General features: G+C 65.9%; 23 protein-coding genes and 6 tRNA genes. 4 read left to right on the top strand and 25 right to left on the bottom strand.

The annotated features are described in order from the left end of the window. Positions 1-246: 246 nt before the first annotated feature. The 3 genes from AAG895_RS06555 to fdxA all read right to left on the bottom strand — a co-directional run bounded on the left by AAG895_RS06555 (position 247) and on the right by fdxA (position 2993). Positions 247-1908: a long-chain-fatty-acid--CoA ligase gene (locus AAG895_RS06555; protein ID WP_345794707.1), complete on the bottom strand. Its 1662-nt coding sequence runs from the start codon at positions 1906-1908 to the stop codon at positions 247-249. Between the two features lie 208 nt (positions 1909-2116). Then, positions 2117-2569, bottom strand: a complete 453-nt coding sequence (locus AAG895_RS06550; RefSeq protein WP_345794706.1) for a CBS domain-containing protein — start codon at positions 2567-2569, stop codon at positions 2117-2119. A 100-nt stretch (positions 2570-2669) separates the two neighbouring features. Next, positions 2670-2993, bottom strand: a complete 324-nt coding sequence (gene fdxA / locus AAG895_RS06545) for a ferredoxin FdxA (RefSeq protein ID WP_345794705.1) — start codon at positions 2991-2993, stop codon at positions 2670-2672. Between the two features lie 332 nt (positions 2994-3325). Here fdxA and trxA point away from each other — a divergent pair, with 332 nt between their 5' ends. Together trxA and rho are read left to right on the top strand one after the other, a co-directional pair. Further along, entirely contained in the window at positions 3326-3652 is a 327-nt protein-coding gene (gene trxA, locus AAG895_RS06540) for a thioredoxin TrxA (RefSeq protein WP_345794704.1), read from the top strand. A gap of 220 nt (positions 3653-3872) precedes the next feature. Beyond that, the gene (gene rho / locus AAG895_RS06535) at positions 3873-5090 is read left to right on the top strand and encodes a transcription termination factor Rho (protein ID WP_345795242.1); all 1218 of its coding nucleotides are present in this window, start codon (positions 3873-3875) and stop codon (positions 5088-5090) included. Between the two features lie 96 nt (positions 5091-5186). Here rho and AAG895_RS06530 read toward each other — a convergent pair whose 3' ends face one another. The 20 genes from AAG895_RS06530 to phaC all read right to left on the bottom strand — a co-directional run bounded on the left by AAG895_RS06530 (position 5187) and on the right by phaC (position 23929). Further along, positions 5187-6044 carry a 3-hydroxybutyryl-CoA dehydrogenase gene (locus AAG895_RS06530; protein ID WP_345794703.1) on the bottom strand — a complete coding sequence of 286 codons (858 nt, stop codon included), beginning with the start codon at positions 6042-6044 and terminating at the stop codon, positions 5187-5189. Positions 6045-6170: 126 nt separating this feature from the next. Next, a complete protein-coding gene (locus AAG895_RS06525; RefSeq protein ID WP_345794702.1) occupies positions 6171-8027 on the bottom strand; it encodes an EAL domain-containing protein in 1857 nt (618 codons plus the stop codon). Continuing rightward, positions 8027-10270: an ATP-binding protein gene (locus AAG895_RS06520; protein ID WP_345794701.1), complete on the bottom strand. Its 2244-nt coding sequence runs from the start codon at positions 10268-10270 to the stop codon at positions 8027-8029. Before AAG895_RS06520 ends, AAG895_RS06525 begins: the two co-directional genes overlap by 1 nt. Further along, complete coding sequence (locus AAG895_RS06515; RefSeq protein WP_345794700.1) at positions 10267-11157, bottom strand: PhnD/SsuA/transferrin family substrate-binding protein; 891 nt, start codon at positions 11155-11157, stop codon at positions 10267-10269. The genes AAG895_RS06520 and AAG895_RS06515 overlap by 4 nt, the downstream gene beginning before the upstream one ends. A gap of 104 nt (positions 11158-11261) precedes the next feature. Next, entirely contained in the window at positions 11262-12158 is an 897-nt protein-coding gene (locus AAG895_RS06510) for a PhnD/SsuA/transferrin family substrate-binding protein (protein ID WP_345794699.1), read from the bottom strand. Continuing rightward, the gene (locus AAG895_RS06505) at positions 12155-13057 is read right to left on the bottom strand and encodes a PhnD/SsuA/transferrin family substrate-binding protein (RefSeq protein ID WP_345794698.1); all 903 of its coding nucleotides are present in this window, start codon (positions 13055-13057) and stop codon (positions 12155-12157) included. Before AAG895_RS06505 ends, AAG895_RS06510 begins: the two co-directional genes overlap by 4 nt. An 85-nt stretch (positions 13058-13142) precedes the next feature. Beyond that, positions 13143-14615, bottom strand: a complete 1473-nt coding sequence (locus tag AAG895_RS06500) for a TolC family protein (protein ID WP_345794697.1) — start codon at positions 14613-14615, stop codon at positions 13143-13145. A gap of 248 nt (positions 14616-14863) precedes the next feature. Next, positions 14864-14940 (bottom strand) — tRNA-Asp (locus AAG895_RS06495). 58 nt (positions 14941-14998) lie between these two features. Beyond that, positions 14999-15074, bottom strand: a tRNA-Glu gene (locus tag AAG895_RS06490). Positions 15075-15102: 28 nt separating this feature from the next. Further along, positions 15103-15178, bottom strand: a tRNA-Ala gene (locus AAG895_RS06485). 98 nt (positions 15179-15276) lie between these two features. Then, positions 15277-15353, bottom strand: a tRNA-Asp gene (locus AAG895_RS06480). 63 nt (positions 15354-15416) lie between these two features. Continuing rightward, positions 15417-15492 (bottom strand) — tRNA-Glu (locus AAG895_RS06475). A gap of 14 nt (positions 15493-15506) precedes the next feature. Continuing rightward, positions 15507-15582, bottom strand: a tRNA-Ala gene (locus tag AAG895_RS06470). 110 nt (positions 15583-15692) lie between these two features. Next, complete coding sequence (locus tag AAG895_RS06465) at positions 15693-17102, bottom strand: FAD-binding oxidoreductase (RefSeq protein WP_345794696.1); 1410 nt, start codon at positions 17100-17102, stop codon at positions 15693-15695. Further along, entirely contained in the window at positions 17095-18234 is a 1140-nt protein-coding gene (locus tag AAG895_RS06460) for a patatin-like phospholipase family protein (RefSeq protein WP_345794695.1), read from the bottom strand. Before AAG895_RS06460 ends, AAG895_RS06465 begins: the two co-directional genes overlap by 8 nt. A 37-nt stretch (positions 18235-18271) precedes the next feature. Further along, a complete protein-coding gene (rimO, locus tag AAG895_RS06455) occupies positions 18272-19603 on the bottom strand; it encodes a 30S ribosomal protein S12 methylthiotransferase RimO (RefSeq protein ID WP_345794694.1) in 1332 nt (443 codons plus the stop codon). 57 nt (positions 19604-19660) lie between these two features. After that, positions 19661-20251: a polyhydroxyalkanoate synthesis repressor PhaR gene (phaR, locus tag AAG895_RS06450; RefSeq protein WP_345794693.1), complete on the bottom strand. Its 591-nt coding sequence runs from the start codon at positions 20249-20251 to the stop codon at positions 19661-19663. A gap of 118 nt (positions 20252-20369) precedes the next feature. Further along, positions 20370-21110: a beta-ketoacyl-ACP reductase gene (locus AAG895_RS06445; protein ID WP_345794692.1), complete on the bottom strand. Its 741-nt coding sequence runs from the start codon at positions 21108-21110 to the stop codon at positions 20370-20372. Between the two features lie 228 nt (positions 21111-21338). After that, complete coding sequence (locus AAG895_RS06440; RefSeq protein ID WP_345794691.1) at positions 21339-22079, bottom strand: beta-ketoacyl-ACP reductase; 741 nt, start codon at positions 22077-22079, stop codon at positions 21339-21341. A 104-nt stretch (positions 22080-22183) separates the two neighbouring features. Beyond that, complete coding sequence (gene phaC / locus AAG895_RS06435; RefSeq protein WP_345794690.1) at positions 22184-23929, bottom strand: class I poly(R)-hydroxyalkanoic acid synthase; 1746 nt, start codon at positions 23927-23929, stop codon at positions 22184-22186. 101 nt (positions 23930-24030) lie between these two features. On the opposite strand from phaC, the gene AAG895_RS06430 reads away from it, so the two are divergent. Continuing rightward, on the top strand, positions 24031-24246 hold the full coding sequence (locus AAG895_RS06430) for a hypothetical protein (protein ID WP_345794689.1): 216 nt from the start codon (positions 24031-24033) through the stop codon (positions 24244-24246). 56 nt (positions 24247-24302) lie between these two features. Here AAG895_RS06430 and pgeF read toward each other — a convergent pair whose 3' ends face one another. Both pgeF and rluD read right to left on the bottom strand, forming a co-directional pair. Continuing rightward, on the bottom strand, positions 24303-25076 hold the full coding sequence (pgeF, locus tag AAG895_RS06425; RefSeq protein ID WP_345794688.1) for a peptidoglycan editing factor PgeF: 774 nt from the start codon (positions 25074-25076) through the stop codon (positions 24303-24305). Then, positions 25073-26071 (bottom strand): 23S rRNA pseudouridine(1911/1915/1917) synthase RluD, encoded by a 999-nt coding sequence (gene rluD, locus AAG895_RS06420; RefSeq protein WP_345794687.1) that lies wholly within the window; start codon positions 26069-26071, stop codon positions 25073-25075. The genes pgeF and rluD overlap by 4 nt, the downstream gene beginning before the upstream one ends. Here rluD and AAG895_RS06415 point away from each other — a divergent pair. Beyond that, entirely contained in the window at positions 26058-26867 is an 810-nt protein-coding gene (locus tag AAG895_RS06415) for an outer membrane protein assembly factor BamD (RefSeq protein WP_345794686.1), read from the top strand. The two genes, rluD and AAG895_RS06415, sit on opposite strands and share 14 nt — an antisense overlap. The last annotated feature ends 39 nt before the right edge of the window (positions 26868-26906 follow it).

The following is a 26906-nucleotide window of genomic DNA, read 5'->3' as shown; positions in this document are numbered from 1 at the left end:
GTGCTCGAGTGCTTCTTGTCCCGTTACGACGCGCGCGTGCCTACGCCAACTACGCGTACTACGGTTACCGCGGACACGAAGGCGAAGCTTGCGGGACGGGACATGAAATGCGTTTTCGTCGAGAAGGTATGAAACGTGACCGGCAGTGTAATCACGAAGCGGTGCGATGCACAAGAATCTTTTCGGGGAAATGCCGCCCCTGCAATTCGAGCGACCCGACGCCGCACCTTCCTCGACCGGCAAGGCTCAGCCCGCGCGCAACTCCCGCCGCAGGATCTTGCCGACGTTGCTCTTGGGCAGTTCATCGCGGAACTCGATGTGATGAGGAACCTTGTAGCCGGTCAGGTTCTCGCGGCAGTAGGCCGTCAGCGCCTCGGCGGTGAGCGAGCGATCCTTGCGCACGACGAAGATCTTCACCGCCTCGCCGCTGCGCTCGTCGGGCACCCCGATCGCAGCGACCTCGAGCACCCCCGGATGACTGGCGACCACGTCCTCGACCTCATTCGGGTAAACATTGAAGCCGGACACCAGAATCATGTCCTTCTTGCGATCGACCAGCCGGACGAAGCCCATCTCGTCGATGACCGCGATGTCCCCGGTGCGCAGAAACCCGTCCGGCGTGAACGCGCGCGCGGTCTCCTCCGCGCGCTGCCAGTAGCCGGGCGTCACCTGCGGCCCGCGCACGCACAGCTCGCCGCGCTGCCCGATCGGCTGCTCGTTGCCCTCGTCGTCGCGGATGCTGATCTCCGTGGATGGCACCGGGAGTCCGATCGCATGGTTGAAGCCCTTGAGGTCGAGCGGATTGATGGTGACCGCCGGCGAGGTCTCGGTAAGACCGTATGCCTCAACCAGTTGCACACCGGTGATCGTCTTCCACTTCTCCGCGACTGCCTGCTGGACCGCCATCCCGCCGCCGAGCGCCACCCGCAGCGAGGAAAAGTCCAGCTGCGCGAACGCTTCGCTGTTCACCAGCGCGTTGAACAGGGTGTTGACCCCGGTAATCGCCGTGAATCTGTGCCTGGCCAGTTCCTTGACGAAGCCGGGAATGTCGCGCGGGTTGGGAATCAGCACGTTCGCCGCGCCGATCTTGAGGAAGGTCAGGCAGTTCGCGGTGAGCGAGAAGATATGATAAAGCGGTAGCGCGGTGATGATGATCTCACGACCGTCGCGGACGTGCGGCGCGATCCAGGCGTGGGCCTGCTGGAGGTTGGCGATGATGTTGCGGTGGGTCAGGATCGCGCCCTTGGCCACGCCTGTCGTGCCACCCGTGTACTGAAGGAAGGCGATGTCGTCGTGCCCCACCTCCACCGGCTGCAGGGCGTGAGCCGCGCCGCGCTTGAGCGCTTCGGTGAAGGAAAGATGGCCGTCGAGCGACCACTCGGGCACCAGCTTGCGTATCCGGCGGACGACGAAATTGACCACCGCCCCTTTCGGAAAGCCGAGCATCTCGCCCAGGCTGGTGACGATGACGTGGCGCACCGGCACCTGCCCGCGCACCTGCCCGAGCGTGTGCGCGAAGTTCTCGAGGATGACGATCGCCTCGGCCCCGGCATCCCGAAGCTGATGCTCGAGCTCGCGCGCGGTATAGAGCGGATTGACGTTTACGACCGTATAGCCCGCCCGCAACGCGCCGAAAAGGGCGATCGGATACTGCAGCACGTTGGGCATCATCAGCGCCACGCGCGTGCCGCGCGGCAGCTTCAGGTCGCTCTGGAGGAACGCGCCAAAGCGCGCGCTCAGCGCATCGAGTTCGGCGTAGGAGATCGCCTTTCCCATGCAGATGTAGGCGCTTTGCGCCGCGAAGCGTCGCGCGCTGCGCTCGAACACGTCCCCGAGGGAGCGGAACTCATCGACGTCGATTTCCGCGGGGATGCCCTGGGGGTAGCTTTTCAGCCAGATTTTTTCCACGTCCTCTCCTCCTGTTGCTGGAAATACCGCCGGCGACCCAAAGGTCGCCCGGCTCCGCCCTCCCAAGGCGTCGGCCAGACCCAAGAGCCTGGCGCTCATTCCAACGTGATCGCACCCGTTTCTTGTTCGAGGGTGTCGAGCGGACGGGCTCCCCCGTCCATGGAGGTGCGGCGGACGTGCTCCGCCGCGTACCGCGTTCGGTATCCGGCTACTGCGCCTCGTCCTCGCTCGCCGGCCAGTTGCGGATGTAGTTCTTCAGCATGCGGTTCTCGAAGCTCTGCTCCTCGAGCACCGCCTTGGCGACGTCATGAAAGCTCACCACGCCGAGCAGGGTGTGATCCTCCATGACCGGGAGGTACCGCTGGTGATGCTCGACCATCAGGCGACGCAGCTCGTCCATTTCCATCGTCGGCGATGCGGTGAGCGGTTCGCGCAGCATCGTCTCCTCGACGGTGAGCGCCTGCCAGTCAGCCCCGCCCTTCTGCACCGCCTGCAAGACCTGGCGGAACGTCAGCATGCCCACCATCGCGCCACGGGAAAAAACGACCAGCGAGCCGACGTCCTGCTCGTTCATGATCTCGACGGCCTCCGCGATGCTCCTGTTGGGCGCAATGGTGAACAGCACCTTGCCCTTGATCGCGAGAATCTCGCTCACCAGCATGTCGATCTCCGTACCCGGTCGTTATGAATGTTGAGGTCAGGCGCCATCTTAGTGCATCGCCCGGAGGCCGCAAAGCGGGTCGCGGGCAGGGCCTGCGACCTCAGCGCTTGAGCTGGTCGAGCTTGCTCTTCACCTTGGCCCACTCCTCTGCGTCGGGCAACGGATCCTTGCGTTCGACGATGGGTTTCCAGCCCTTTGCGAGCTCGGCGTTGAGGGCGATGAAATGCTGCTGGTCCTGCGGCACGTCATCCTCGGCGAAAATCGCCTCGACCGGACACTCGGCCACGCACAGGGTGCAGTCGATGCACTCCTCCGGGTCGATCACGAGGAAGTTGGGTCCCTCGCGGAAACAGTCGACCGGACAGACATCCACGCAATCGGTGTACTTGCAGCGAATGCAGCTCTCGGTAACGACATAGGTCATTGCGGCTCTCCATGGTCTTTGGGGGTGCGAGCCGGCTCTGGCGGCCGGCGTCGGGAAAGCCAGAATATAGTCCAGTCCTTGGCGTTTTTGCCACGTCAGGGCGTGACGCGCGGAAAACCGCAGCGGATTCCCTTGACGCAAGCCGGTGCTTCGCATAAGTTTCGTCAAAATTTCTTCACGGAAGAACTCTCCTTCCGCCGGAAAACCCGGATCTGCCGCAGGCACCCTCCTCCGCGGCGCGTTTTCGGGCACATCCCCTCCCCTCTCATGCAATACCAGGCAACGAAGTCACCGACTTTCGTCTATACCCGCTAGCCCTTATGTGAGGAATCATGAGCGAGCATATTCACTATGTGACCGACAGCAACTTCGAAGCTGAAGTGCTGCAGTCCCAGACCCCGGTGCTGGTCGACTACTGGGCCGAATGGTGCGGCCCGTGCAAGATGATCGCCCCGATCCTTGACGACGTCGCCAAGGACTACGCCGGCAAGCTCAAGGTCGCCAAGCTCAACATCGACGACAACCAGGAAACCCCGGCCAAGTACGGCATCCGCGGCATCCCGACGTTGATGCTGTTCAAGGGTGGCAACGTCGAGGCGACCAAAGTGGGCGCCCTTTCCAAATCTCAACTGACCGCCTTCATTGACAGCAACATCTAAGCCGGACCAGGCTCCGGCCCGCTCCCGTGGTTCCTCGCGCGCCCGTCGCCGCGGCGCGCGCAACCGGGACGGTAATTCCCCCCAGAATCCGCAGAACGAAAGCGATCTGTTCGACGTCGAGAACGGCGGCGAGGAAGGCTCTTCCACGCCCCGCGATCCCGACGTTCCCGCGCTTCACCTCTCCGAGCTCAAGGCCCTGCACGTCAGCGAACTGCTGCAGATGGCGATGGACGCCGGCGTCGAGGGTGCGAACAGGCTGCGCAAGCAGGAACTCGTCTTCGCGCTGCTGCGCAACCGTGCCCGCAGGGGCGAACCGATCTGTGGCGACGGCGCACTCGAAGTGCTGCCTGACGGTTTCGGCTTCCTGCGCTCTCCCGACACCTCGTATCTCGCGGGGACGGACGACATCTACGTGTCGCCCTCGCAGATCCGGCGCTTCAACCTGCGTACCGGCGACACGATCGAGGGCGAGATCCGCACGCCCAAGGACGGCGAACGCTACTTCGCGCTCACCAAGCTCGACAAGATCAATGGTCGGCCCCCGGAAGAGTGCAAGAGCAAGATCCTGTTCGAGAACCTCACGCCGCTGCATCCGCAGGAGTGCCTGAAGCTCGAGCGCGACGTCCGCGGCGAGGAGAACATCACCAGCCGCGTGATCGACATGATCGCGCCGATCGGCAAGGGCCAGCGCGGCCTGCTCGTCGCCCCGCCCAAGAGCGGCAAGACGGTCATGCTGCAGCACATCGCGCACGCGATCACGGCCAATCATCCGGACGTCAAGCTGATCGTGCTGCTGATCGACGAGCGCCCGGAAGAAGTGACGGAGATGCTGCGTTCGGTGAAGGGCGAGGTCGTGGCCTCCACCTTCGACGAGCCGGCGACCCGCCACGTGCAGGTCGCCGAGATGGTGATCGAGAAGGCCAAGCGCCTGACCGAGCACAAGTACGACGTGGTGATCCTGCTCGACTCGCTGACGCGGCTGGCGCGCGCCTACAACACCGTGGTGCCGGCCTCCGGCAAGGTGCTGACCGGCGGCGTGGATGCCAACGCCCTGCAGAAGCCCAAGCGCTTCTTCGGCGCCGCGCGCAACATCGAGGAAGGCGGCTCGCTGACCATCATCGCCACCACGCTGGTCGACACCGGCAGCCGCATGGACGACGTGATCTACGAGGAGTTCAAGGGCACCGGCAACATGGAGCTCCACCTCGACCGCCGCATGGCCGAGAAGCGCGTCTATCCGGCGATCAACGTCAATCGCTCGGGCACCCGGCGCGAAGAGCTGCTGCTCAAGGCCGACGTACTGCAGAAGGTGTGGATCCTGCGCAAGCTGCTCTACGGCATGGACGACATCGACGCGATGGAATTCCTGCTCGACAAGATCAAGGCCACCAAGAGCAACGCCGAGTTCTTCGACGCGATGCGCTCGGGTCGCGGCTGATCACCGCCCCGACCGGGAAGCAAGAACGCCACCCTCGAGGTGGCGTTCTCACGTCTGGGCCCGCCCACCCGAGCGCGGGCGGGCGTCAGCGCGGACTCACTTCGCCGGGTATTCGAAGAAGCCCTTGCCGCTCTTGCGGCCAAGGTAGCCCGCCTCCAGCATCTCCACCAGCAAGGGTGCAGGACGGTACTTCGGATCCTTGGTGCCTTCGTACAGAACCTGCATCACCGCCAGTTCGACATCGAGGCCGATCAGGTCGCAGAGTGCGAGCGGGCCGATCGGGTGATTGCAGCCGAGCTTCATCGCCTCGTCGATCTCCGCCGCGGTGGCCAGCCCTTCGCCAAGCGCGAACACCGCCTCGTTGATCATCGGGCACAGCATGCGGTTGACCACGAAGCCCGGACTGTTCTTGACCTTGATCGGCGTCTTGCCGATCGACTTCGCGAGCGCCTCCACCTCCGCATAGGTCCCGGCGGAGGTCTGCAGGCCGTTGATCAGCTCGACCAGTGCCATCAGCGGCACCGGGTTGAAGAAATGCATGCCGATCACCTGCCCCGGCCGCTGGGTCGCCGCCGCCAGGCGCGTGATCGAGATCGACGAAGTGTTGCTGGCGAGGATCGCTTCGGGTTTGAGCGTCTTGTCGAGGTCGGCAAAGATGCGCAGCTTGAGATCGACGTTCTCGGTCGCGGCCTCGATCACCAGATCGCAATCGGCCAGCCCGGAAACGGTGGTCACGGTGGCGATGTGCGCCATGGCGGTCGCCTTCTGCTCGGCACTCATCTTCTCCTTCTTGATGAGCCGATCGAGGCTGGCATTGATCGTGTCGAGGCCGCGCTTCAACTGCGCCTCACTGACGTCCATCATCACCACGTCGCGGCCAGCAACCGCCAGCGCCTGCGCGATCCCGTTGCCCATGGTGCCCGCACCCACCACACCGATCTTGCTGATACTCATCTTGCTTGCTCTCCTACCTGGTTGGACGAGACGCAGGGACGGCCATGCAGGACCGGCCCCGCATATCCATACCGTAGCGTATGTTGTCCAATGTAGCCGATTCTCGCGCCGAGCACCAGCGCCTCGTCAGCTGCCGCACGGAGGCGCAGAAACGATGCCCATCAGGTGCTCCAGGAGCGCTTCGGCCTGCCTCGCGGGCAGCGGACGGCTGAAGAGATAACCCTGCGCATCCTGGCAATGCTGTTCGCGGAGGTACGCCGCCTGCTCGGCCGTCTCCACGCCCTCGGCGATCGTGGCCAGGTTCAGGCCCGCCGCCATCGCGATGATCGCGTCGATGATGGTCCTGTCGCCCGCGCTGCGATCGATCCCGCAGACGAAGGAGCGATCGATCTTCAGGCAGTCGATGGGCATCTTTTTCAGGCGGCCCAGACTTGAATAACCCTGGCCGAAATCGTCCACCGCGACGCTCACCGTCAACGCCCTGATCTGCGCGAGCTTCTCCGCAACCTCATCGGCCTCTCGCTCCAGGAAGCTCTCCGTGATCTCGATCTCGAGTGCCGCCGGCGGGAGCCCGGTGTCGGCCAGCACGCGGCGCAAGGTGTCGACGAAATCCGCCTGGCTGAACTGCCTGATCGACACATTGACGGCAATGCGTCGCAGATCCAGGCCGCGGTCGAGCCACGCCTTCGCCTGTGCGCAGGCCGTCCGCAGCACCCACTCGCCGATCGGGACGATGAGGCCACACTCCTCGGCAATGGGAACGAACTCGAGCGGCGGCACCAGGCCGAGCTCCCGGCTGTTCCAGCGCAGCAAAACCTCCATGCCGCGCAAACGCCCGCCCTCCAGAGCCACCTGGGGCTGATAGACCAGGTACAGCTCGCCGCGGTCTATCGCCTGCCTGAGCAGGTTCTCGAGCGTGAGCCGCTTGAGCACCAGCGCGTTCATCGATTCACGGTAGAAGGCGAATGCATTGGGGCCCAGCCGCTTGGCGTGGTACATGGCCAGGTCGGCATTCTTGAGCAGCGACTCGGTGTCCTCGCCGTCCTGCGGAAAGACGGCAATCCCGATGCTGGGCGTGATGATCACCTGATGTTCGCCGATGACCAGCGGCTTCGATATCGCGGCCGAGATGCGCTGCGCCACGCCGGCGACGCGCTCGTCCCGCTCCAGATCGTGGACGAGGACGGTGAACTCGTCGCCGCCGAGCCGCGACGCCATGCCGAGCGTCACCGTGTCCGTCGCGCGCAGGCAGTCCTCGAGGCGGCGTGCGATCTCCACCAGGACCTTGTCTCCGAAACTGTGCCCGAGGGAGTCGTTCATCCGCTTGAAATTGTCGAGATCAATGAACAGCAGAGCCAACCCCAGCCCGCTGCGCCGGGCGTTGGCGAGGCTCTGCCGGAAGCGATCGAGAAACAAGGCGCGGTTGGGGAGTCCGGTGAGCTGATCGTAGAAAGCCAGTGCATGCAACCTGCCTTCGACCTCCCGGTTGAGCTCCCACTTGCGCGTAAGGGTATGAGCGATCTGCAGGACCTCGACGTTGTCGAAGGGCTTCTTGAGAATGAGCATGCTGTCGGTGTTGCCGAGCTCACGCTGGATCTCCTGCCAGGAATAGTCCGCGTACGCGGTGGACAGCACGACCTGGATCTCGGGGTCGACCTTCCAGATGTGGCGGATGGTCTCGACCCCATCCCATCCCGGCGGCATGCGCCCATCGACGAATGCGAGAGCGTAGGGGCGCCCCGCCGAACAGGCCGCCCGCACCATTTCGAGCCCCTCCTCACCCTGCGAGGCGCAGTCGATGAGATATGAGGGCCGTGGCTCGGGGCTCGCGGTCGCGCCGAAAAGCGCCGACTCCAACTCGGCGAGCCCGTCTCCGGCGCGGTCCAGCGGCTTGCGCAGGATCTTGCGGAAATCCTCATGGATAGAGGCGTTGTCGTCGATGATCAGGATGCGGTGGACGCCGGCATCCGGGCCGTCATTCATCATTGTTCTCCGGTGTTGAAAGGCAACTCCAGGGTGAAGGTCGCACCCATCCCGGCGCCGCGACTGGCCGCATGCAGCGAACCACCAAGCTCCCGGGCGACGAGGGCGCCGCTGTGCAGGCCGAAGCCATGCCCATCCCGCCGCGTCGTGAAGCCGTGCTGAAACACGCGCCTCAGATTCTCCGGATCGATGCCCACGCCATTGTCCGCGACCTCCATGCGAAGCAGCCCCACGGCACTCCTCCCGATCCGCAGCGTGATCACGCGTCCTGGCTGCGCAAGCTCGGCGCAGGCGTGCTTGGCGTTGTTGATCAGGTTGAGCAGGATCTGCAGCACCTTGTGCTTGTCGACCCGGATGTCGGGGACCGCCGCGTACTCGCGCTGGATCTCGATGCCATGACGCGCAACGGCTTCCGCGTTGAGCTTGAGGGCGTCCTCCATGAGCTGCGCGGGCGGCAGCAGTTCCAGCACGCCGATCACCCGCCCGTAGGTCTGCTGCATCGCCACGATCTCCTTGATGTGGTCGATACGATCATGCAGCGTCCGCGTCTCGGCGAACATGCGCGCGCGCTCCTCGTCCAGCGCCGACGCCAGGCCGGCGAGGTAGGCCGGAATCTGCCGGCCACGCGGATCCTCGCTCAGGTAGCGGCCAATGCCACCCGGCGGGTCGGCCATCAGCTCGGCCACCCGCGCGACCTGTCCTATGCGGGACTCCCGCAGGCCCTCCATGAGCAGGTTGCAGGAGACATTGACGCTGTTCAGCACGTTGCCGACGTTGTGCAGCACGCCCGTGGCCACCTCGGCCATGCCGGCCGAGCGCGACAGCTCGACCAGCGTTCCCTGCGCCTCTGCCAGTTCGGACAGCGCGTGTTCCTTGGCTTCGACCTGGTCCTGCAGTTCCTGCGTGCGCGCCCTCACCCGCAGCTCGAGCGTGGCCTTGGCCTCGAGGATCTCCTGTTCGATGCGATGGCGCTCGAACGCGGTGCCGATCGAGGCGGCCAACGACGCGAGGATCGCCGTCTCGTTCTCGCTCCACGAATAGGGCAGGCGGCAGTTGTCGAAGCCGATGAAGCCGCGGAGTTCGCCCGCCACCCGCACCGGCAGGATCAGCACCGACAGGATGCCCTGAGGCTCGAACAGCTGGCGCAACTTGGGTGCCATGTCGCGGGTGATACCGCCAACAGGCCGGCTCGCCCGCAGTTCGTCCAGCCATGGCTGCAGCGTCTGTCCAACCCTGATCACCTCGAATCGCGGATCACGCAGGTGGGGGGCGATACCCTTGGCCGTCCACTCGTAGCGCTGGTGGGCCACCATGCCGCCCGATTCCGGGTCCATCCCGAACTCGAAGAAGTAGACCCGGTCCTGGTCCGACGCCTCGCCGATGATCTCCAGGGCACGGGGTATGCCGACGTCCGGATCCATCGCCGACAGCAGCGCCTGGATGGCGCTCGACGCGCCCTGGAGCTGGCGGTCGCGCAGGCGCAGCGCCTCAGCCATGAGGTTCACCGACTGCCCGAGGTCGCCAAGCTCATCGCGGCGCACGACGTCCGCACGCACCGACAGCATGCCGGCCGCGATCTGCTGCACCACCTCGCGCAGGCGCGCCAGCGGCTTGACCATCTGCCGGGCATAGAGCAGGGATCCGATCAGGCTGAGGAGGATGCAGCCCAGACCGACGAGCGCCGTGTTGCGATAAAGCAGGGCGACGCTTTCGTCATAGCCGTCGAGCGACAGCCCGACATGGATCCAGCCCCACTCGATGCCCGAGTAGTCGAAGGGATGGGCGTAATGGAAGCTGCGCAGCCCGAGCGTCGGCACGGTCGTGATCGCCCCCGCCGCAACGCGCAAGGCCGGCTGCCAGTACGAATCGATCCGCTGCTCGACCGACCATCCCGATCGGCGGGTGACGAGGGCGAACCCGTCGTCCTTGTTGATCACCAGAAAGGCAAGATCCGGATCGCCGTCGAGCAGCGTCTGACTGGCGGTCACGAGGCTGGCGAAGTCCTCGTTGACCGCGGCCCCGGCTGCCACATCGCGCAACGATACGACCACGCCCAGCGCCTTGGACTCGAGGTTCTTCTGGAAGACCCGCTTCTGTTGCGGAATCGTGATCAGGACAAAGACGATCAGCGTCGCCAGCGAAACCAGCCACGCAAGCAGCGCGATTCGATACGCGATCCCGACGCTCGGGCCCCTCGCGGTGGCGGATGACATGGACGGCTTCCTATGGGCGCGGACGATCATTCATTGGCGGCCTTCGCCCGGGATCGCCGCCAGCCCTCCCGGTACTGCCTGAGGAAGCTTATCGTATCCTCCATCACGCTCGGTGGATGCGCCTCCAGCCTGGCCCCCTGGAACAGCGTCATGACCTGCTGACCCGCCACAGAAAGGTGCAGCCGCTCGAGCATCTCCTCGAGCGCGACGCGATTCGGCCCCTGCCAATCCGGCCGGAGGACGAACAGCGTCGGCACGAGCGGCGGCGAGGTGCGCAGCACGGTCAGCTCCTTGCGGATCTGGGGATTCATCTCGCAGACCAGATCGAAGGCCTCCTGCAACACCACGGCGCCGGCGCTCTGGCGAAAGAACACCCTGAGCACGGCCTTGCCGGGTTCCTCCGTCTGCACGGCCGGTGCCTGCCCCGCAGACAGCGCGTTCAGCCAAGTCTGCGCCAGGCTCATCCTCAGGCCCTCGGCAATGCTCACCGGACGTCCAGCCAGGGCCGCAGGCGTCGCCACGCCGCCATCACGGCGCACGAGGAGGACGTAGCGGCTATGGACCTGCGCACCGTCGCTTTGCAGGAAGACGCGATCGGCCTCGAAGCCGATGTCGAGGTATTCCTGGGTCGTCAAGGACAAGGCATCCACCCGCTGCTGACGCATTGCGGCTCGAATGCCTTCGAGCGCGTCGAACACCTCCACCTCGAGCCTGGCGCTCAGCCCGCGCTCGCGCAGGATCGCCTCGCCCCAGCCTCGTATCGCCGCAACGGCATCGTTGCGGTTGATGCGTCCGAGCGAGGACCGGGTGGTCGCGATCCGCACCACCTCCCGCGCCTCCGTACCCACTGCCGAGGCGGCGGCCGGCTCCGTCTCGACGATCAGGCAGGCGACGCACACCGCGAGCAGGACGATCACCCCGCGCGTCAGCCGCGCCCCCGCGGCAACACGCCGCGGCCCGGGCCGCACGGACGCGCCGCAGCCCGCCACGCGATCACCTTCGGCCAAGACTGCCCACGCCATCATCGTTCCCGACCCGTCCGCGCTTCGCCACGCGCCCCGGGCTGCGCACGCAGGAAGGCCAGAGTCTGATCGAGCACGGCAACCGGATGCGGCTCCATCCGCTCGCCTTGGAACACGAGCAGGACCTGCTTGCCGGCCTCGGTCCGGTGCAGGTCGGCTACAGCCTCTTCGACCGCGGGACGCAGCGCGCTCTGCCACGCCGGATGGAGGACGAACAGGTTCGTGATCAGCGGCATGGACTCCGCCAGCACGACGAGGTCGCGTCGAACCTGCGGATTCAACTCACCCGCAAGCTCGAGGGCGTCCCGCGTGACGATGGACGCCTTGGCCTGGCCAAAGAACACCTGCAGGATCGCCTTCGATGCGCTCTCTTCCCGCCGCAGCCCCGACGGCGCCCCCGCCGCTCCGGGGCCTGCGTAGAGGCTTGCCAGCCAGGCACGCGCAAGCTCCATGCGTCTCCCGTCATGAACGATGAGCTCCTCCCCGGCAAGCGCGTCGATGCCCTTGAATGCCGCATCGGCACGGGCGATCAGCACGTAGCGGACATGCGCCCCACCCGACTTCGCCAGCAGATAGACGCGCTCAGGTTCGATCCCCAGCGTGAGAAACTCGGCCGTCGTCAGTTGCAGCGCATCGACCCGCTTGTCGCGGACGGCATGGACGAAGCTGGCCGCCGAATCGAACAGCTGCACATCCTCCTCGATGTCGAGCTGGCGCTCCCCGATCACCGACGCGGACCATGCCTTCACCGCCGCATGGAAGTCGTTCCGGTTCACGCTCAGCAGCGACTGCGGCGAGATGCCGACTCGAAACTTCTCCTCGGTACCGGAGTCGGCCGAGTGGGCACTGCCCGAAACCATGAGGACCGCACACAGGGCCAGGAGCAAGCGCCTCATCGATCGAGCCTCCGGTGGCGGTCGATGACCTGGAAAGCGGTATCGAGCGCGGATGGGGCAATCTGTTCCAGGGTGTCACTCCTGAAGATGGTGAGCACCTGGCGTCCGGCGGACGTCCCATCGAGTGCCTCCAGCGCATCGAGCAGCGCCCCGCGGAACACGGGCGCGTAATCGGCGCGGAGCACGAACACCGTCGGCACCAGATCGACGGACTCGGCCAGCACCACCAGCTTCTGACGCAACTGCGGGTTCAACTCGGCCATGGTCTCGAACCCGCTTCGCGTCACCAGGGCCGCGTCGGCCTGGCGGAAGAACACCGGCAGGATCACCTGCCCGAGCCGATGGTCGCTGGCGACGGTTCGTACCAGGCGCTCGGCCGTGGGCAGCCCCGCTTCGTCGAGCACCAGATCGAGCCACGGCGAAGCCAGGCTGGTCCGCGGGTTGGCGTACACGAGAAGGTTGCGCCCGCGCAGGTCGGCGACCCGCCGCACCGCCCCTTCGCGATGCACCAGCAGTATGTAGCGCTCGGTCAGCGCGCCCTGGTGACGGGTCGCGAAGATGGGCTCGAAGCGCTGCGCATCGACGAGCGGCCGATACTCGGTGACGAGCATGCCCATCGCGTCGATCGTGCCTTCCCGCAACATGCGCCCCCCGACCGGGCCGTCGACGATGAGCGGATCACCCTCCATGGGAATGCCGCGCTCGTCGGCAAGCAGCATCGACCAGACCTTGATCGCAGCGCGGGCGTCATTCCGGTGCACATCGACGAACATGCTGCTCGTGAAGCCCACCCGGAACGCCTGCAATTCGCCCGCGGCCCCCAGCGCCGTCGTCGCCTGCAGGCCGAGCGCCGCGAGCGCCAGCGCGACGATCTGGCGGATCAAGCGCGAGACGATCACCGCAGCCGGGCTCGGCGCGGGACCGACCGCCAACGCCAGGCGTGCCGACACAGCCTTGCAGAGAGCCCGCATTTGCATTCGTCCCTTATCGTCCTGCGAGCACCTTCAGCACCTCGCCCCCCACCACCAGATCCAGACGCGACTGCAAGGCCAGGTGCTCGTACAGCGCGCGGTAGTGCTGCGCCGACATGAACGCCTCCATCAGCTGGGCGCGAATCACCTTCTCGGTCTCGACCAGGCCGTGCTGGTAGGCGCGCGTGTTGAGGTCACGGTTCTCCACGGCCGCATTCATTGCACGGAGCGAAGCGTCATGGGCCTTCTCCGCCGCCTCCAGGCCGAGAACGATGTCGCGTATCTGCAGGCCGATGCCCTCCTGCAGCAAGAGCCGCTCCTCGTTGATGCGCGCCAACCTCGCCCGGCTCTCCGCCACCCGGTTGCTGGTCAGGAAACCATCGAAGATCGGCACCTGGACGCCCACGCCCACCGTCCACCCCTTCTTGTTCTCGCGGGTGGCCATGCCCGCATCGTAGTCGTTCCACCAGCGGTGCAGCTCGCCCGTCACCACGACCTTCGGGAGGTGACCGCTCTCCGCGCTGCGCACCGAACCCTCTGCGGCACGCAGTGCGGCCTCGACCTTGCTCCAGTCGGGGCTGAAGGCATAGGCGGAGCCAACAAGCGCATCGAGCTGGACCGGGAACGGGGCGAACGAGAGGCTGGCGTCAGCCGGCTTCACGCTGGCCTGCCAAGGCAAGCCGACCGCGTTGGCCAGCGCTGCGCGCGCGATCAGCTCGTTCTTCTCGAGCAATGCCACGATCCCGCGCAGCGACTCGACCATCACCTTGTTGTCGAGCCAATCCGTCTTCTTCACCGCGCCCGCGCCTTCCTTGTACATGGTTTCGGTGAGGCGCAGCGTGGCCTCCATGCGCGCCAGCGAATCCTTGCCAAGCTGATGGAGCTGCCTGGCCAACACCGCGCCGTGGTAGAAGCGCCGTACGCTGTCCATCACCTCGAGATCGGTCCGCCTCGCCTCCTGGCGCATCATCTCGAGGTTGCCGCCCGTCTGCTCGCGCACGCCCGCGCGCATGCCGCCGTCGTACACCAGCAGGTCTGCGCGCAACTCGGCGCGATACGAGTCCCGGTCCATCAGCTTGATGTCCTGCTCGGGAACGGCAATCGAACCGACCGGGACGGATCCGATACCCGGAATCTCGATCGGAATCGTGCCCCCCATCGGCAGGCTGAACGTGTAGGACGGAAAGACGTAGTTGGGATCGGAGTCAGCACGCTGATAGCCGGCCTGCGCGGAGATCTGCGGCCAGTACGCGGCGAGCGCCTGGCGGTGCTGCGCCTCGGCCATCTCGACCGCATAGCGCGAAGCGGGTCGCCGCCGGTTGTTGGCCAAGGCCATTTCGAGGCAGGCGGCGAGGCTCAACTCATGCGTGTCGGCTACCGCCGCCGCCCCGGCAGCCGTGGGCAGACCGGAAAAGACGAGCACCGCGCTCCAGGCCGCCGCCACGAGGAACGGGCTTAGCCGAGCACTACCCAAGGAAAAACGCATTGGAACTCCTCGTCGACGCATTGCAGCAGGTTCGAGACTCCCGCGCTCGGCACTCGCACCGGCCCCTCCGGAGCAAGTTTTCCTGCGTGGCCGTCAGGGAAGCAGTGTACGAGACTGGCGATCGGACGCCTGTGCGATATGTCATCGTTCGCGCGCCCGAGGCGCGCCCACAGCCTCCCGAGGGCACGCGGCGAGAAGACACAAGAAAAAGCCCCGAGTCAGAGACCTGACTCGGGGCTTTTCGTTGGTGGCGGAGTGGACGGGACTCGAACCCGCGACCCCCGGCGTGACAGGCCGGTATTCTAACCGACTGAACTACCACTCCGCGCTGACCTGCTCCGGCTTTCGCCGGTTGCGACTCGATCGAATCGAGCCGCCTTGTGTGGCGACCCCACGGGGATTCGAACCCCGGTTATCGCCGTGAAAGGGCGGTGTCCTAGGCCTCTAGACGATGGGGACTTCAAGCCTATCTACTGCATAAACCTTTTGGTGGAGGTAAGCGGGATCGAACCGCTGACCTCTTGCATGCCATGCAAGCGCTCTCCCAGCTGAGCTATACCCCCACAACGAGTCGGCGATTATAGCTTCTGGCAAAGCCCACCGCAACTACCTCGGATCGTCACTTCCGAAGCATTGCAGGACCTGGATCCTGCATAAAAACTGGCGGAGTGGACGGGACTCGAACCCGCGACCCCCGGCGTGACAGGCCGGTATTCTAACCGACTGAACTACCACTCCGCACTGACCTGCTCCGGCTTCCGCCGGATTTGCCCCGCAGCTCACAGGCTGCGCAGCCTTGTATGGCGTCCCCACGGGGATTCGAACCCCGGTTATCGCCGTGAAAGGGCGGTGTCCTAGGCCTCTAGACGATGGGGACTGCATTCTTCAGATTGGTGGAGGTAAGCGGGATCGAACCGCTGACCTCTTGCATGCCATGCAAGCGCTCTCCCAGCTGAGCTATACCCCCGGCACCGAAGAGCGCGCATTATAGGTTCGTGTATTCAGTCTGTAAACGCCTTTTCACACATTTTTCGTGCCCGCGCCCCGCGGCAAACCGGCCGCACGCCTCACCGCCTCTCAGGGCAGCACCTTTCCCGGATTCATGAGACCGAGAGGGTCGAGAGCGTGCCTGACGCTACGCATCATCTCGAGCTCGACAGACGACTTGTAGCGCAGCAACTCCGCGCGCTTGAGCTGGCCGATGCCGTGCTCGGCCGAGATCGAGCCGCCCAGGGAATGCACCAGATCGTGCACGATGCGGTTGACGCGCGCCGTTTCGGCAATGAACTGCGCATTGTCGGCGGCGAGCGGCCTGGACAGGTTGTAGTGCAGGTTGCCGTCGCCGATATGGCCGAAGGCGACGATGCGCACATCGGGCCAGCGCTCGCAGAGGGCTGCGCCAGCGCGCTCGAGAAACTCGGGGATGCGGCTGACGGGAACGGAGACATCATGCTTGATGCTGACCCCTTCGATGCGCTGAGCCTCGGAGAGGTGCTCGCGCAAGCCCCACAGCGCCTGCGCCTGCGACAGGCTGGCCGCGATCACCGCATCGGTCGCCAACCCCTGCTCACAGGCGATCGCCACCGCCTGCTCGAGCTGCCCGGAGAGCGCTGCATCGCTCGCGGCATCGCTGAGCTCGATCAGCACCGCCCACGGCGGCGCATCCTCCAGCGGATCACGGGCACCCGGTATGTGGCGCAGCACCAACTCCAGCGCCGGCCGGCCGACGATCTCGAAGGCACTCACGCGCTCTCCGCACTCGGCGCGCAAGCACCCGAGCAAGCGCACGGCAGCCTGCGGATCGGGCACGGCCACCCAGGCCGTGGCATGCGAACGGATGGCGGGAAACAACTTGAGCACCGCCGCCGTGATGATGCCCAGCGTGCCTTCCGCACCGATGAAAAGGTGCTTGAGATCGTACCCGGTGTTGTCCTTGCGCAGCCCGCGCAGCCCGCTCCAGACGCGACCGTCGGCGAGCACGACCTCGAGGCCGAGGACGAGATCGCGCGCGTTGCCGTAGCGCAGCACCTGCACGCCACCGGCGTTGGTGGAGAGGTTGCCGCCGATCATGCAGCTGCCTTCGGATGCAAGGGCGAGCGGAAAGAGCCGACCAGCCGCGTCGGCCACAGCCTGGACCTCGGCGAGCGTGCAGCCCGCCTCCACGGTGAGCGTGTCGTTGTCGGTGTCGATGGCGCGGATGCGCTTCATGCGCGCCAGGCTGACGACGACGGCGCGACCGTCGACGAGCGGTGTGGCGCCGCCGCATAACCCGGTGTTGCCGCCCTGGGGCACCATCGGCACGCGCGCTGCCGCGCACGCAGCGACGACCGCGGCGACCTCGGACGTGGCGCCTGGCCTCACCACGGCGAGCGCGTTGCCGCGGTAGCGTCCGCGCCAGTCGCTGAGGCAGGCCGCCATGTCGGCCTCGGTGTCGGCGACATGCGCGGCACCCACGATGCCGCGCAGGGTGTCGATCAGATCAGGCACCGCTTTTTCCTTCCTTCCCGGCCGTCTGGGGGCGCTCGTCTTGCGCAGCCTGCTGAACCCCACCGTGGGCCTGATCGCCCATCCCGAGCAACTCGCGCAAGAGCGGGCGGGCGCGCCCCACCGCCGCCACGCCCTCGGCGATTGCCTCGTCGGCACGATGGTAGTCCATCAGCCCGAGTTGGCTCACGCGCGGCGAGATCAACACGTCGGCCGGCTCGCCAGCCAGGCGGCTGCGCGCGATGCGCACCTGCATGATGTTGATGCTGGCGCTGATCACCGAGACGAGCGAGGGCAGGCTCTCAGGCGCTGGCGCGGCCCCCGCGCCGGCAGGCGCGTCATTGGTCAGCCCCATGCTCGCGAACAGGCGCTGACTCCAACCCGGATCGTTCGGGCGCCCCCGCTTGGCCATCTCGGAAGGCTCCGGCTCGTCGGCAGTCACGCCGAAACGCGCCAGCAGGCGCTCGGTCCAGCCGGCCTCGGTCTCTTCCTCCGGCGCCGGCTCGACCGCGGACCGGCGAAACGCACGCCCGACCATGTCCGAGCCCAGATCCACCGCGATCACCACGTCCGCTCCCATCGCCCGGCACAGCGACACCGGCACCGGGTTCACCAGTCCGCCGTCGATGAGCAGCCGGCCCTGGTGACGCACCGGCGTCATCAGGCCGGGGAGCGCGATCGACGCACGGACCGCTGCGGCAACGCTGCCCTCGTGCAGCCAGATCTCGCGCCCGGAGGAGAGCTCGGTGGCGACGCAGGCGAAGCGGTAATCCAGCTCCGAAAAGTCGCGATCGACGAAATTGCGCTCGAAGAAATCGATCAGCCGCTGGCCCTTGATGAGTCCGCCGCGCAAGGACACGTCGAGCAGCGAGACGACGTCCTGCCACTTGAGCGCCTCCGCCCAGCGCACCAGACGTCCGAGGTCACCCGAGGCTGCCGCGGCGCCGACGAAGGCGCCAATCGAGCAACCGGTGATGATCTGCGGATGGATGCCCTCGCGCGCCAGTTCCTGCAGCACGCCCAGGTGCGCCCAGCCACGCGCCGCGCCACTGCCGAGCGCCAGGCCGATGACCGGCCCGTCCTCCGCGCCCGGCAGCCCCGTGCGGAGCACGCCAAGAGCGCCCGCGCCGCTCATGCGAAGAAGCTCCACATGCGCGCCGGGCCCATACGGCTCAGTCCAGCCGTTCGGCGTAGAGGTCGTGAACGTCGCAGTCGGTGATGCGCACGCGCACGAAATCGCCGGGGGCCAGGCCCTCGCCGTCGGGGATGATGACCAGGCCGTCGATCTCGGGCGCATCGCCCGGCGAGCGCGCCAGGGCCCCCTCGTCGTCCACCTCGTCGACGAGGACGGTCATCTCGCGATCGATCTTGGCCTCGAGGCGCTGGGTGGAGATGTCTTCCTGGAAGTCCATCAGGCGCGCGCGGCGCTCCTCGCGCACCTCGTCCGGCACGGCGCCGGGCAGGTCGTTGGCTGCCGCGCCCTCGACCGGCGAATAGGCGAAGGCGCCCACGCGGTCGAGCTGCGCTTCCTCGAGGAAGTTGAGCAGCATCTCGAAGTCTTCCTCGGTCTCGCCCGGGAAGCCGGTGATGAAGGTCGACCGGATGGTGAGCTCGGGACAGATGCTGCGCCACTTGCGCACGCGCTCGAGCACGTTCTCGGCGTTGGCCGGGCGCTTCATGGCCTTGAGGATCCTGGGGCTGGCGTGCTGGAAGGGCACGTCCAGGTAGGGCAGGATCTTGCCCTCGGCCATCAGCGGAATCAGCTCGTCCACGCTTGGGTACGGATACACGTAGTGCATGCGGATCCAGATGCCGAGCTCGCCGAGCGCCTTGGCCAGATCGAGCAGGCGCGTCTTGATCGGGCGCCCGCCCCAGAAGCCGGTACGGTACTTGACGTCCACGCCATAGGCCGAGGTGTCCTGCGAGATCACGAGGATCTCCTTGACGCCCGCATCGGCGAGCGCCTCCGCCTCGCGCATGACCTCGTGGATCGGACGACTGACGAGATCACCGCGCATCGATGGAATGATGCAGAAGGTGCAGCGATGGTTGCAGCCTTCGGAGATCTTCAGATAGGCATAGTGCTGCGGCGTCAGGCGAATGCCCTGGGGCGGCACCAGGTCGGTGAACGGGTCGTGAGGCTTGGGCAGGTGCTTATGCACCGCATGCATGACCTCTTCCGTTGCGTGCGGACCGGTGACGGCGAGAACCTGCGGGTGGGCGGCGAGGATCACGTCGTCCTTGGCACCGAGGCAGCCGGTGACGATCACCTTGCCGTTCTCGGCGAGCGCCTCGCCGATCGCGTCGAGCGACTCCTCGACCGCGGCGTCGATGAAGCCGCAGGTGTTGACGACGACCAGATCGGCGTCGTCGTAACTGCCCGAGATCGTGTAGCCCTCGGCGCGCAGGCGGGTGAGGATGTGCTCGGAATCGACGGTCGCCTTGGGGCATCCAAGGGAAACGAAGCCGACGCGCGGCAGGTCCGGGGTCTTGAAGGTAGTCATGCGTGGGAAACCTGTCGGGTCGAGACGGACGCGCGCGGGAACACCGCGCTCATCCGGTTACTTCTTGCCTTCGTCCTTGCCGGCGGGCGCGGACGGCTGGCCGTCCTCGGGCTTGACGTAAGCGGGAAACTGGAAGCCGGTGAACATGTTGCGCGTCTGACTCTCGAGCTGGCTCTGCATCTGCTCGAACATCTTCTTCGACTGATCGACATAGGCGCCCATCATGCTCTGCAGCGCGGGCCCCTGAAAGTTCAGGAACTGCGCCCACAGGTCCTGGCCCACCGGGCTGTTCTCCCCATAGATCGCGCGCGCCTGATCCTGCAGCTTGGCCTGCATCTCGGTGAAGGCCTTGATGTTGCTTTCCAGGTACTTGCCCATCATGCCCTGCATGGCGTTACCGTAGAAACGGATCATGTGCGAGAGCAGATCGCTGGTGAACATCGGCGCGCCGCCAGCCTCCTCTTCCAGGATGATCTGGAGCAGGATGCTACGCGTGAGGTCCTCGCTGGTCTTGGCGTCGACGACCTGGAACTGCTCGTGGTTGAGCACGAGTTCCTTGACGTCCGCAAGCGTGATGTAGGAACTCGTCCGCGTGTCGTACAGACGGCGATTCGGGTATTTCTTGATCAGGCGCAGCTGTTCCGGCATTTCTCCGTCTCCTCGGCGGCGGTGTATTCGCTCTTTACGAAAAAATTATATCGCGCTGCGAAAACGAAACCCCGTACTTCGACGGGGTTTCGTGATTTCGCGCATGGGACCTAGCGCATCAGCACATGTGCAGGCCGCCGTTGATATTGATGGTGGCGCCGGTGATGTAGGCCGCCTTGTCGGAGGCGAGGTAGGCGCAGAGGTCACCGATCTCGTCCGGACGACCCAGCCGCTTCATCGGCACGGTGTCGATGATGCCCTGGCGGATGTCGTCGCGAATGGCCATGACCATGTCGGTGCCGATGTAGCCCGGCGCCACGGCATTGACGGTCACGCCCTTGGTGGCCAGTTCGGCGGCGAGCGCCTTGGTGAAGCCGAGCACGCCGGCCTTGGCAGCCGAGTAGTTGGCCTGGCCAGCCTGACCCTTGACGCCATTGACCGACGAGATGTTGATGATGCGACCCCAGCCGCGCTCGGCCATCTTGGCAGAGACGTGATGAGTGACGTTGAACAGGCTGTTGAGGTTGGTGTTGATCACCGCATCCCACTGGCCCTTCTCCATCTTCGGGAAGAACTTGTCGCGGGTGATGCCGGCATTGTTCACCAGCACGTCGATCGGGCCGACGTCGGCCTCGATCTTGGCGACCATCGCAGCGCACGACTCGTAGTTGGACACGTCACCTTCGGCCGCGACGAAATCGAACCCGAGGTCGCGCTGGGCGGAGAGCCAGCCGTCCTTCTGATCGAAGTTCGGCAGACAGTTGGCGACGACCTTGAAGCCCTCCTTGGCGAGCGACTGACAGATCGCAGTGCCGAGACCACCCATGGCGCCGGTAACGAGAGCGATTTTCTGGGACATCTTCAGATCCTTCTGGGGCAATTGTGAAAACCGAAGCCATCGGCAGGCACCCGTGCCCACGCTCTCTTCGGCACTTCATGCGGCAGCGCATCAGCCACCTCACGCGGGCATTATATCCACTGTTTCACGATCTTGTTGCGACGCAATAGCCCAGAAAATATTGCGGCGCAGATAAAAAAAACGCACCCCGAGGGGTGCGCTTCCTTGTGCGTGATCCGGCGGCGCGGATCAGAACATGTGCTGGCCGCCGTTGATCGAGATGTTGGCGCCAGTCACGAACGCCGCCTCGTCGGACGACAGGTAGGCCACCAGACCGGCGATCTCTTCCGGCTTGCCCAGGCGCGACACCGGGATCTGCGGCAGGATCTTGGAGTCGAGGATCTCCTGCGGAATCGCCATCACCATCTTCGTACCGATGTAGCCCGGCGAGATGGTGTTGACGGTGACGCCGTTGCGGGCGACTTCCAGTGCCAGCGCCTTGGTGAAGCCGTGCATGCCGGCCTTCGCGGCGGCGTAGTTGGTCTGACCGAAGGCACCCTTCTGGCCGTTGACCGAGGAGACGTTGATCACCCGACCCCACTTGCGCTCGACCATGCCGTCCATGACCTGCTTGGTCATGTTGAAGGTCGAATCGAGGTTGGTGCTGATGACCGCATCCCAATCCGCCTTCGTCATCTTCTTGAAGGTCATGTCACGGGTAATGCCGGCGTTGTTGACGAGCACATCGACCGGACCGACCTCCTTCGTGACCTGCTCCACGCACGCCTTGCAGGAGTCGAAATCCGACACGTCGCAAGGATAGGCCTTGAACCCGTAGCCCATGTTGTTCATCGTCTGGAGCCATTCCTGAGCCTTGCTGTTGCTCGGGGAATGCGTCGTGACCACCTTGTAGCCGAGTGCAGCGAGCTTGATGCAGATCGCCTCGCCGAGACCACCCATGCCACCCGTTACCAGTGCGACTCTTGCCATTGTTCTCTCCTCTCCCATGCGGGTGCTGGTTCTGCTGGACGGTACTTGGACACGACGATGGCGACCGCCCGATCCGCCACCGTCGCAAAAAAAACGACCCGCCGTCAGGCCCGCTCCTTGACGTAGCGCCCGGGTGCCGGCTCGATGGGCTCGTACTTGGTGCTGCCGAGGCGGCCGCGCGCAACGACGTCCTTGCCGCCATGGCCGCGCAGCCACTCGATCCAGTGCAGCCACCAGCTGCCCTTGTTCTCGACCGCGCCCTCCAGCCACTCGTCGGGGTCGGCGGGACAGGCGTCCGCGACCCAGTAGCTGCGGCGGTTCTTGGAGGCCGGGTTGATCGCTCCCGCGATATGGCCGCTCGCGCCGAGCACGAAGGTGGTGTCGCCCCCGAGCAGCTTGCGCGCCAGGTAGGCACTCTTCCACGGCACGATGTGGTCCTCGCGCGCGGCCATGAGGTACGCGGGAACGTCGACCTTGCCCAGATCGACCTTCTGCCCGAGCATCTTGAGCTTGCCCGGCACGCGCAGGTTGTTCTCGAGATACATGTTGCGCAGGTACCAGGTCAGGAACGGACCGGGCAGATTGGTGGAGTCCGAGTTCCAGTACAGGAGGTCGAACGCGGCGGGCTTGTTACCCTTCAGGTAATTGCCGACCACGTACTGCCAAACGAGATCGTTGGCGCGCAGGAAGGAGAACACGTTCGCCAGCTCCTGCCCCTTGAGCACTCCCCCCTTGCCGATCGCCGCCTCGCGCGCGGTCACGCTCGCCTCGTCGACGAGGCAACCGAGCTCGCCGGCGTCGGAGAAATCGAGCAGCGTCGTCATCAGGGTTAGGCTCGACACGGGCTCCTCGCCACGCGCACGCGCCACCGCGAGCGCCGAGGTGAGGATGGTGCCGCCGACGCAGAACCCGAGCACGTTGGGCTTCTTGACCCGGGTGATGGAACGCACCACCTCGAGCGCGGCCAGCGGCCCTTTCTCGAGGTAGTCGTCCCAACCGAGATGACCGCCAGAATCCGGGCGCGGGTTCTTCCACGACACCAGGAACACCGTGAAGCCACGCTCAATGATGAAGCGGACCAGCGAATTCTCCGGCTGTAGATCCATGATGTAGAACTTGTTGATGCACGGCGGCACGATCAACAGCGGCACCTGTGCAACCTTCTCGGTCAGCGGCGCATACTGGATCAGCTGCATCAGCTCGTTCTCGAACACCACCGAACCGGGTGTCAGCGCGAGATTGCGGCCGATCTCGAAGGCCGCGTCGTCGGTCATCGAGATCCGCCCCTTCTCGAGATCGGCGAGCAGGTTCTGAACACCGCGAGCGATGCTCTCGCCCTTGGTCTCGAGCGCGGTCTTGATGAACTCCGGGTTGGTGGCGGCGAAGTTGCTCGGCGACAGCGCGTCGATGTACTGGCGGGTCAGGAACTGGATGCGCGACTTCGCCCGACCATCGGCAATCGGCATCGAGTCGGCCATCTTGCGCAAGAGATCGGCGTTGAGCAGGTAGGCCTGGCGGACATAATCGAACACAGGGCTTTCCGACCACTCCGGCGCGGAGAAGCGCTTGTCACCCGGCTCGGGCTGGACGACGGCCGGGCCCGCCTCGCCCGGCTTGCGCCCGAGCATCGAGGTCCACAGCGCGGCCTGTTTCTCGGCGTACTCCTTCTGCATCGCCGCCATCAGCTCGGCCTCGGGCATCGGCAGCTTGGGGGCGGCCACCCCGGAAGAATCCTGCATCGCCGCATGCTGGCGGGCCAGCGCATCGAAAAACCCCTGTGCCATCGCCTGGCCCGCGGCATAGAGCGCCTGCATGCCCGGCGGTACCTGCTTGCCAGCTGAATCCGACATCAAAAAATCTCCCGAGCCTACCTGTTAGCGCAGCCGAGTAGGCTGCGTCGTCGATGTTGTCACTTGCACGAGCATACGCCACGGCGCGCTAGAATCCGCACATGTACCTGATCCCGATCGCCTGGCTCTACGTCGTCATCCTGGTCGCTGCCGCGGAGGACTCGATCGTCGCCGCGGTGCTGACCTTCGTATTCTGGGGGCTCGCCCCTCTTGCCCTGTTTCTGTGGTTATTCGGCACCCCGGCACGCCGCCGGCGACGCCTGGAGAGAGAAGCGCTCGACCGCAACGATAGAGCCGAAACGGGCTCCGATCAATAGCGGGCGCCGCTTCACAGCCCATGCGATGCGGGAGGCGGACGCCGCGCAACGGGGGCTCACCCCTTCTCCAGCCAGACCAGCGAGGCAAAGCGGCCGGTGACGCCGTCGCGCCGGTAGGAGTAGAAATGCTCCGCCGTCGACGCGGTGCACACGCCGCCTCCCGACACCCGCATGACCCCGGCGCGGTTCAGGCGCAGGCGCGCGAGCAGGAATAGATCGGCGAGCCATTTGCCAGGCAGCGCGCGCGCCACGAAGGCCGTCTCCGCCAACGGGTCGTCCGCGACGAACGCGGCGCGCACCTCGTCCCCGACCTCGAAGGCCCGCGGCCCGATCGCCGGCCCGATCCACGCCCGCACGCGCTCGGGCGCGACGTCCATGGCGCTGATGGTGTTTTCCAGCACGCCTGCGGCAAGCCCACGCCAGCCCGCGTGGGCCGCGGCGACGACGCGCGCGTCGTCATCGCAGAACAGCACCGGGAGGCAGTCCGCGGTGAGGACGACGCATGCACGCGCCGCACTGCGCGCGACTGCCGCGTCGACGCGGGGCACGCCCGCGCAGCGATCTGCGTCCGCCACGTCCGCGCCATGCACCTGCTCGAGCCAGAGCGGATCCGCAGGCAAGAACTTGCGCAGTCGCGCGCGGTTGGCAGCGACCGCTGCGGGGTCGTCACCCACGTGATCGCCCAGATTGAAGTGCGCGTAGGCGCCGGAACTCTCACCCCCGGAACGCGTGGTCAATAGCGCGCCCACCCCGGCCGGCAGATCCCACTCCGGGCGCACCAGCCCGGGCGCGATCTCGAGCAGGCCGCCTTGCCTCGATCGTGTCGTCATGCCCCGCCCTCGCGCAGCACATCGAGCAATGCCGCCAGATCGAGCGCCATCGGCACGCTCCATTCCATCGCCTCGCCGGTGCGCGGATGAACCAGGCCAAGCCTGAATGCATGCAGCGCCTGGCGCCCGAAACCGTCGAGCCGCGGATCGCCGGTGCGCCGCTGGCCATACACCGGATCGCCCACCAGCGGGTGGCCAAGGTGCGCCATGTGCACCCGGATCTGGTGCGTGCGTCCGGTCTCCAGCCGGCATTCGAGCAGGGTGCAGCGTGCGAAGGACTCGACGACGCGATAGTGGGTGACGGCCGGCCGGCCGCTGCCGACCACCGCCATGCGCACGCGCTGGGCAGGATGACGACCGATCGGCGCATCGACCGTCCCGCCGGCAGCGAGCCGCCCCTGCGCGAGCGCCCAGTAGTGCCGCTTGACGCTGCGCGCCTGCAATTGGCGCACGAGCTCGGTCTGCGCAGCGAGCGTGCGCGCGACCACCATCAGCCCGCTGGTGTCCTTGTCGAGCCGATGGACGATACCCGCGCGCGGCACCGCGGCCAGAGCCGGATCGCGATGAAGCAGCGCATTGAGCAAGGTACCGCTCCAATTGCCGTTGCCGGGGTGCACCACCAGCCCGACCGGCTTGTCGATGACGAGAATGTCGGCATCCTCGTAGACGCACCGCAGGGGAATGTCCTCGGGCAGCGCGGCGCCGAGCTCGGGCGACGGCGGAGCGTCGATCTCGATGCATTCGCCCCCCCACACCTTGCGCCGTGCATCGGGCGAGACGCCATCGACGCGTATCAGGCCGTCCTTGAGCCAGGCCTGAAGCCGGCTGCGGGAGTGCTCGGGGAAAAGCTTCGCGAGCGCCTGGTCGAGGCGCATGCCGCCCAGTTCGGCCGGGATCGCCATCTCGTCGCACGAGTCGGCATCGTCGGCAGGGATGGCGGCTGGGATATAATCGGCGCGTTCATTCACGCGAGTGTCTTCGATGGCCAGGTTCACCCCCGGAAGTGTAACGGCAAAAGCCGCCCTCATTGGCGCCCTGCTGCTCGGCGGCTGCGGTCTGCTCCCCGAGCAGGTCGACGAGACTGCAGGCTGGAACGCCCAGAAGCTCTATTCGGAAGCAAAGGCCTCCATGTCCGAGGGTGGCTACGACCGCGCCGTTCAGCTCTTCGAGAAGCTCGAGGCGCGCTACCCCTACGGGCGCTTCGCGCAGCAGGCGCAGCTCGAGGTCGCCTATGCGTATTACAAGCAGGGCGAACAGGCACTGGCCATCGCGGCGGCCGACCGCTTCATCAAGCTCCACCCCAACCACCAGAACGTCGATTACGCCTACTACCTCAAGGGCTTGGTCAACTTCAACGAGGATCTTGGCCTGCTCGCAGGCTTGTCGCGCCAGGACCTGTCCGAGCGCGACCCCAAGGGCGCCCGCGAGGCCTTCGACAGCTTCCGCGAGCTGGTCGAGCGCTTCCCCGAGAGCCGCTATGCGGACGACTCGCGCGCGCGCATGCAATACCTGGTCAACTCGCTCGCCTCCCATGAAGTGCATGTGGCGCGCTACTACTACAATCGCGGTGCCTACGTGGCCGCGGTCAATCGCGCGCAGACCGCGGTGACGAACTTCCCGCAGGCGCCCGCGACCGAGGAAGCCCTGTTCCTGCTCGTCAAGAGCTACGACGCGATGGGCCTGACCCAGTTGCGCGACGACGCCGACCGCGTGATGCACCGCAACTTCCCCGACAGCGTGTATTTCCGCGGCGGCCCGGAGGATGACAGGCCGTGGTGGCAGCTGTGGTGAGAATCTGAGCGAAGGCTCGATGAGAAAGGGCGCCAGCGG

Source organism: Thauera sp. JM12B12 (assembly GCF_039614725.1).
Classification (GTDB): domain Bacteria; phylum Pseudomonadota; class Gammaproteobacteria; order Burkholderiales; family Rhodocyclaceae; genus Thauera.
The sequence above is the reverse complement of the archived record's forward strand: the minus strand, read 5'-3'. Positions and strand labels throughout refer to the sequence as shown.

What these genes read in the sequence shown, in the direction of transcription:
- AAG895_RS06550 (WP_345794706.1), bottom strand. Translation starts at nt 2,569, where the DNA reads ATGCTGGTGAGCGAGATTCTCGCGATCAAGGGCAAGGTGCTGTTCACC.
- fdxA (WP_345794705.1), bottom strand. Translation starts at nt 2,993, where the DNA reads ATGACCTATGTCGTTACCGAGAGCTGCATTCGCTGCAAGTACACCGAT.
- trxA (WP_345794704.1), top strand. Translation starts at nt 3,326, where the DNA reads ATGAGCGAGCATATTCACTATGTGACCGACAGCAACTTCGAAGCTGAA.
- rho (WP_345795242.1), top strand. Translation starts at nt 3,873, where the DNA reads ATGGCGATGGACGCCGGCGTCGAGGGTGCGAACAGGCTGCGCAAGCAG.
- AAG895_RS06530 (WP_345794703.1), bottom strand. Translation starts at nt 6,044, where the DNA reads ATGAGTATCAGCAAGATCGGTGTGGTGGGTGCGGGCACCATGGGCAAC.
- AAG895_RS06525 (WP_345794702.1), bottom strand. Translation starts at nt 8,027, where the DNA reads ATGAATGACGGCCCGGATGCCGGCGTCCACCGCATCCTGATCATCGAC.
- AAG895_RS06520 (WP_345794701.1), bottom strand. Translation starts at nt 10,270, where the DNA reads ATGATCGTCCGCGCCCATAGGAAGCCGTCCATGTCATCCGCCACCGCG.
- AAG895_RS06510 (WP_345794699.1), bottom strand. Translation starts at nt 12,158, where the DNA reads ATGAGGCGCTTGCTCCTGGCCCTGTGTGCGGTCCTCATGGTTTCGGGC.
- AAG895_RS06500 (WP_345794697.1), bottom strand. Translation starts at nt 14,615, where the DNA reads ATGCGTTTTTCCTTGGGTAGTGCTCGGCTAAGCCCGTTCCTCGTGGCG.
- AAG895_RS06460 (WP_345794695.1), bottom strand. Translation starts at nt 18,234, where the DNA reads ATGAGCGGCGCGGGCGCTCTTGGCGTGCTCCGCACGGGGCTGCCGGGC.
- rimO (WP_345794694.1), bottom strand. Translation starts at nt 19,603, where the DNA reads ATGACTACCTTCAAGACCCCGGACCTGCCGCGCGTCGGCTTCGTTTCC.
- phaR (WP_345794693.1), bottom strand. Translation starts at nt 20,251, where the DNA reads ATGCCGGAACAGCTGCGCCTGATCAAGAAATACCCGAATCGCCGTCTG.
- AAG895_RS06445 (WP_345794692.1), bottom strand. Translation starts at nt 21,110, where the DNA reads ATGTCCCAGAAAATCGCTCTCGTTACCGGCGCCATGGGTGGTCTCGGC.
- AAG895_RS06440 (WP_345794691.1), bottom strand. Translation starts at nt 22,079, where the DNA reads ATGGCAAGAGTCGCACTGGTAACGGGTGGCATGGGTGGTCTCGGCGAG.
- phaC (WP_345794690.1), bottom strand. Translation starts at nt 23,929, where the DNA reads ATGTCGGATTCAGCTGGCAAGCAGGTACCGCCGGGCATGCAGGCGCTC.
- AAG895_RS06430 (WP_345794689.1), top strand. Translation starts at nt 24,031, where the DNA reads ATGTACCTGATCCCGATCGCCTGGCTCTACGTCGTCATCCTGGTCGCT.
- pgeF (WP_345794688.1), bottom strand. Translation starts at nt 25,076, where the DNA reads ATGACGACACGATCGAGGCAAGGCGGCCTGCTCGAGATCGCGCCCGGG.
- AAG895_RS06415 (WP_345794686.1), top strand. Translation starts at nt 26,058, where the DNA reads ATGGCCAGGTTCACCCCCGGAAGTGTAACGGCAAAAGCCGCCCTCATT.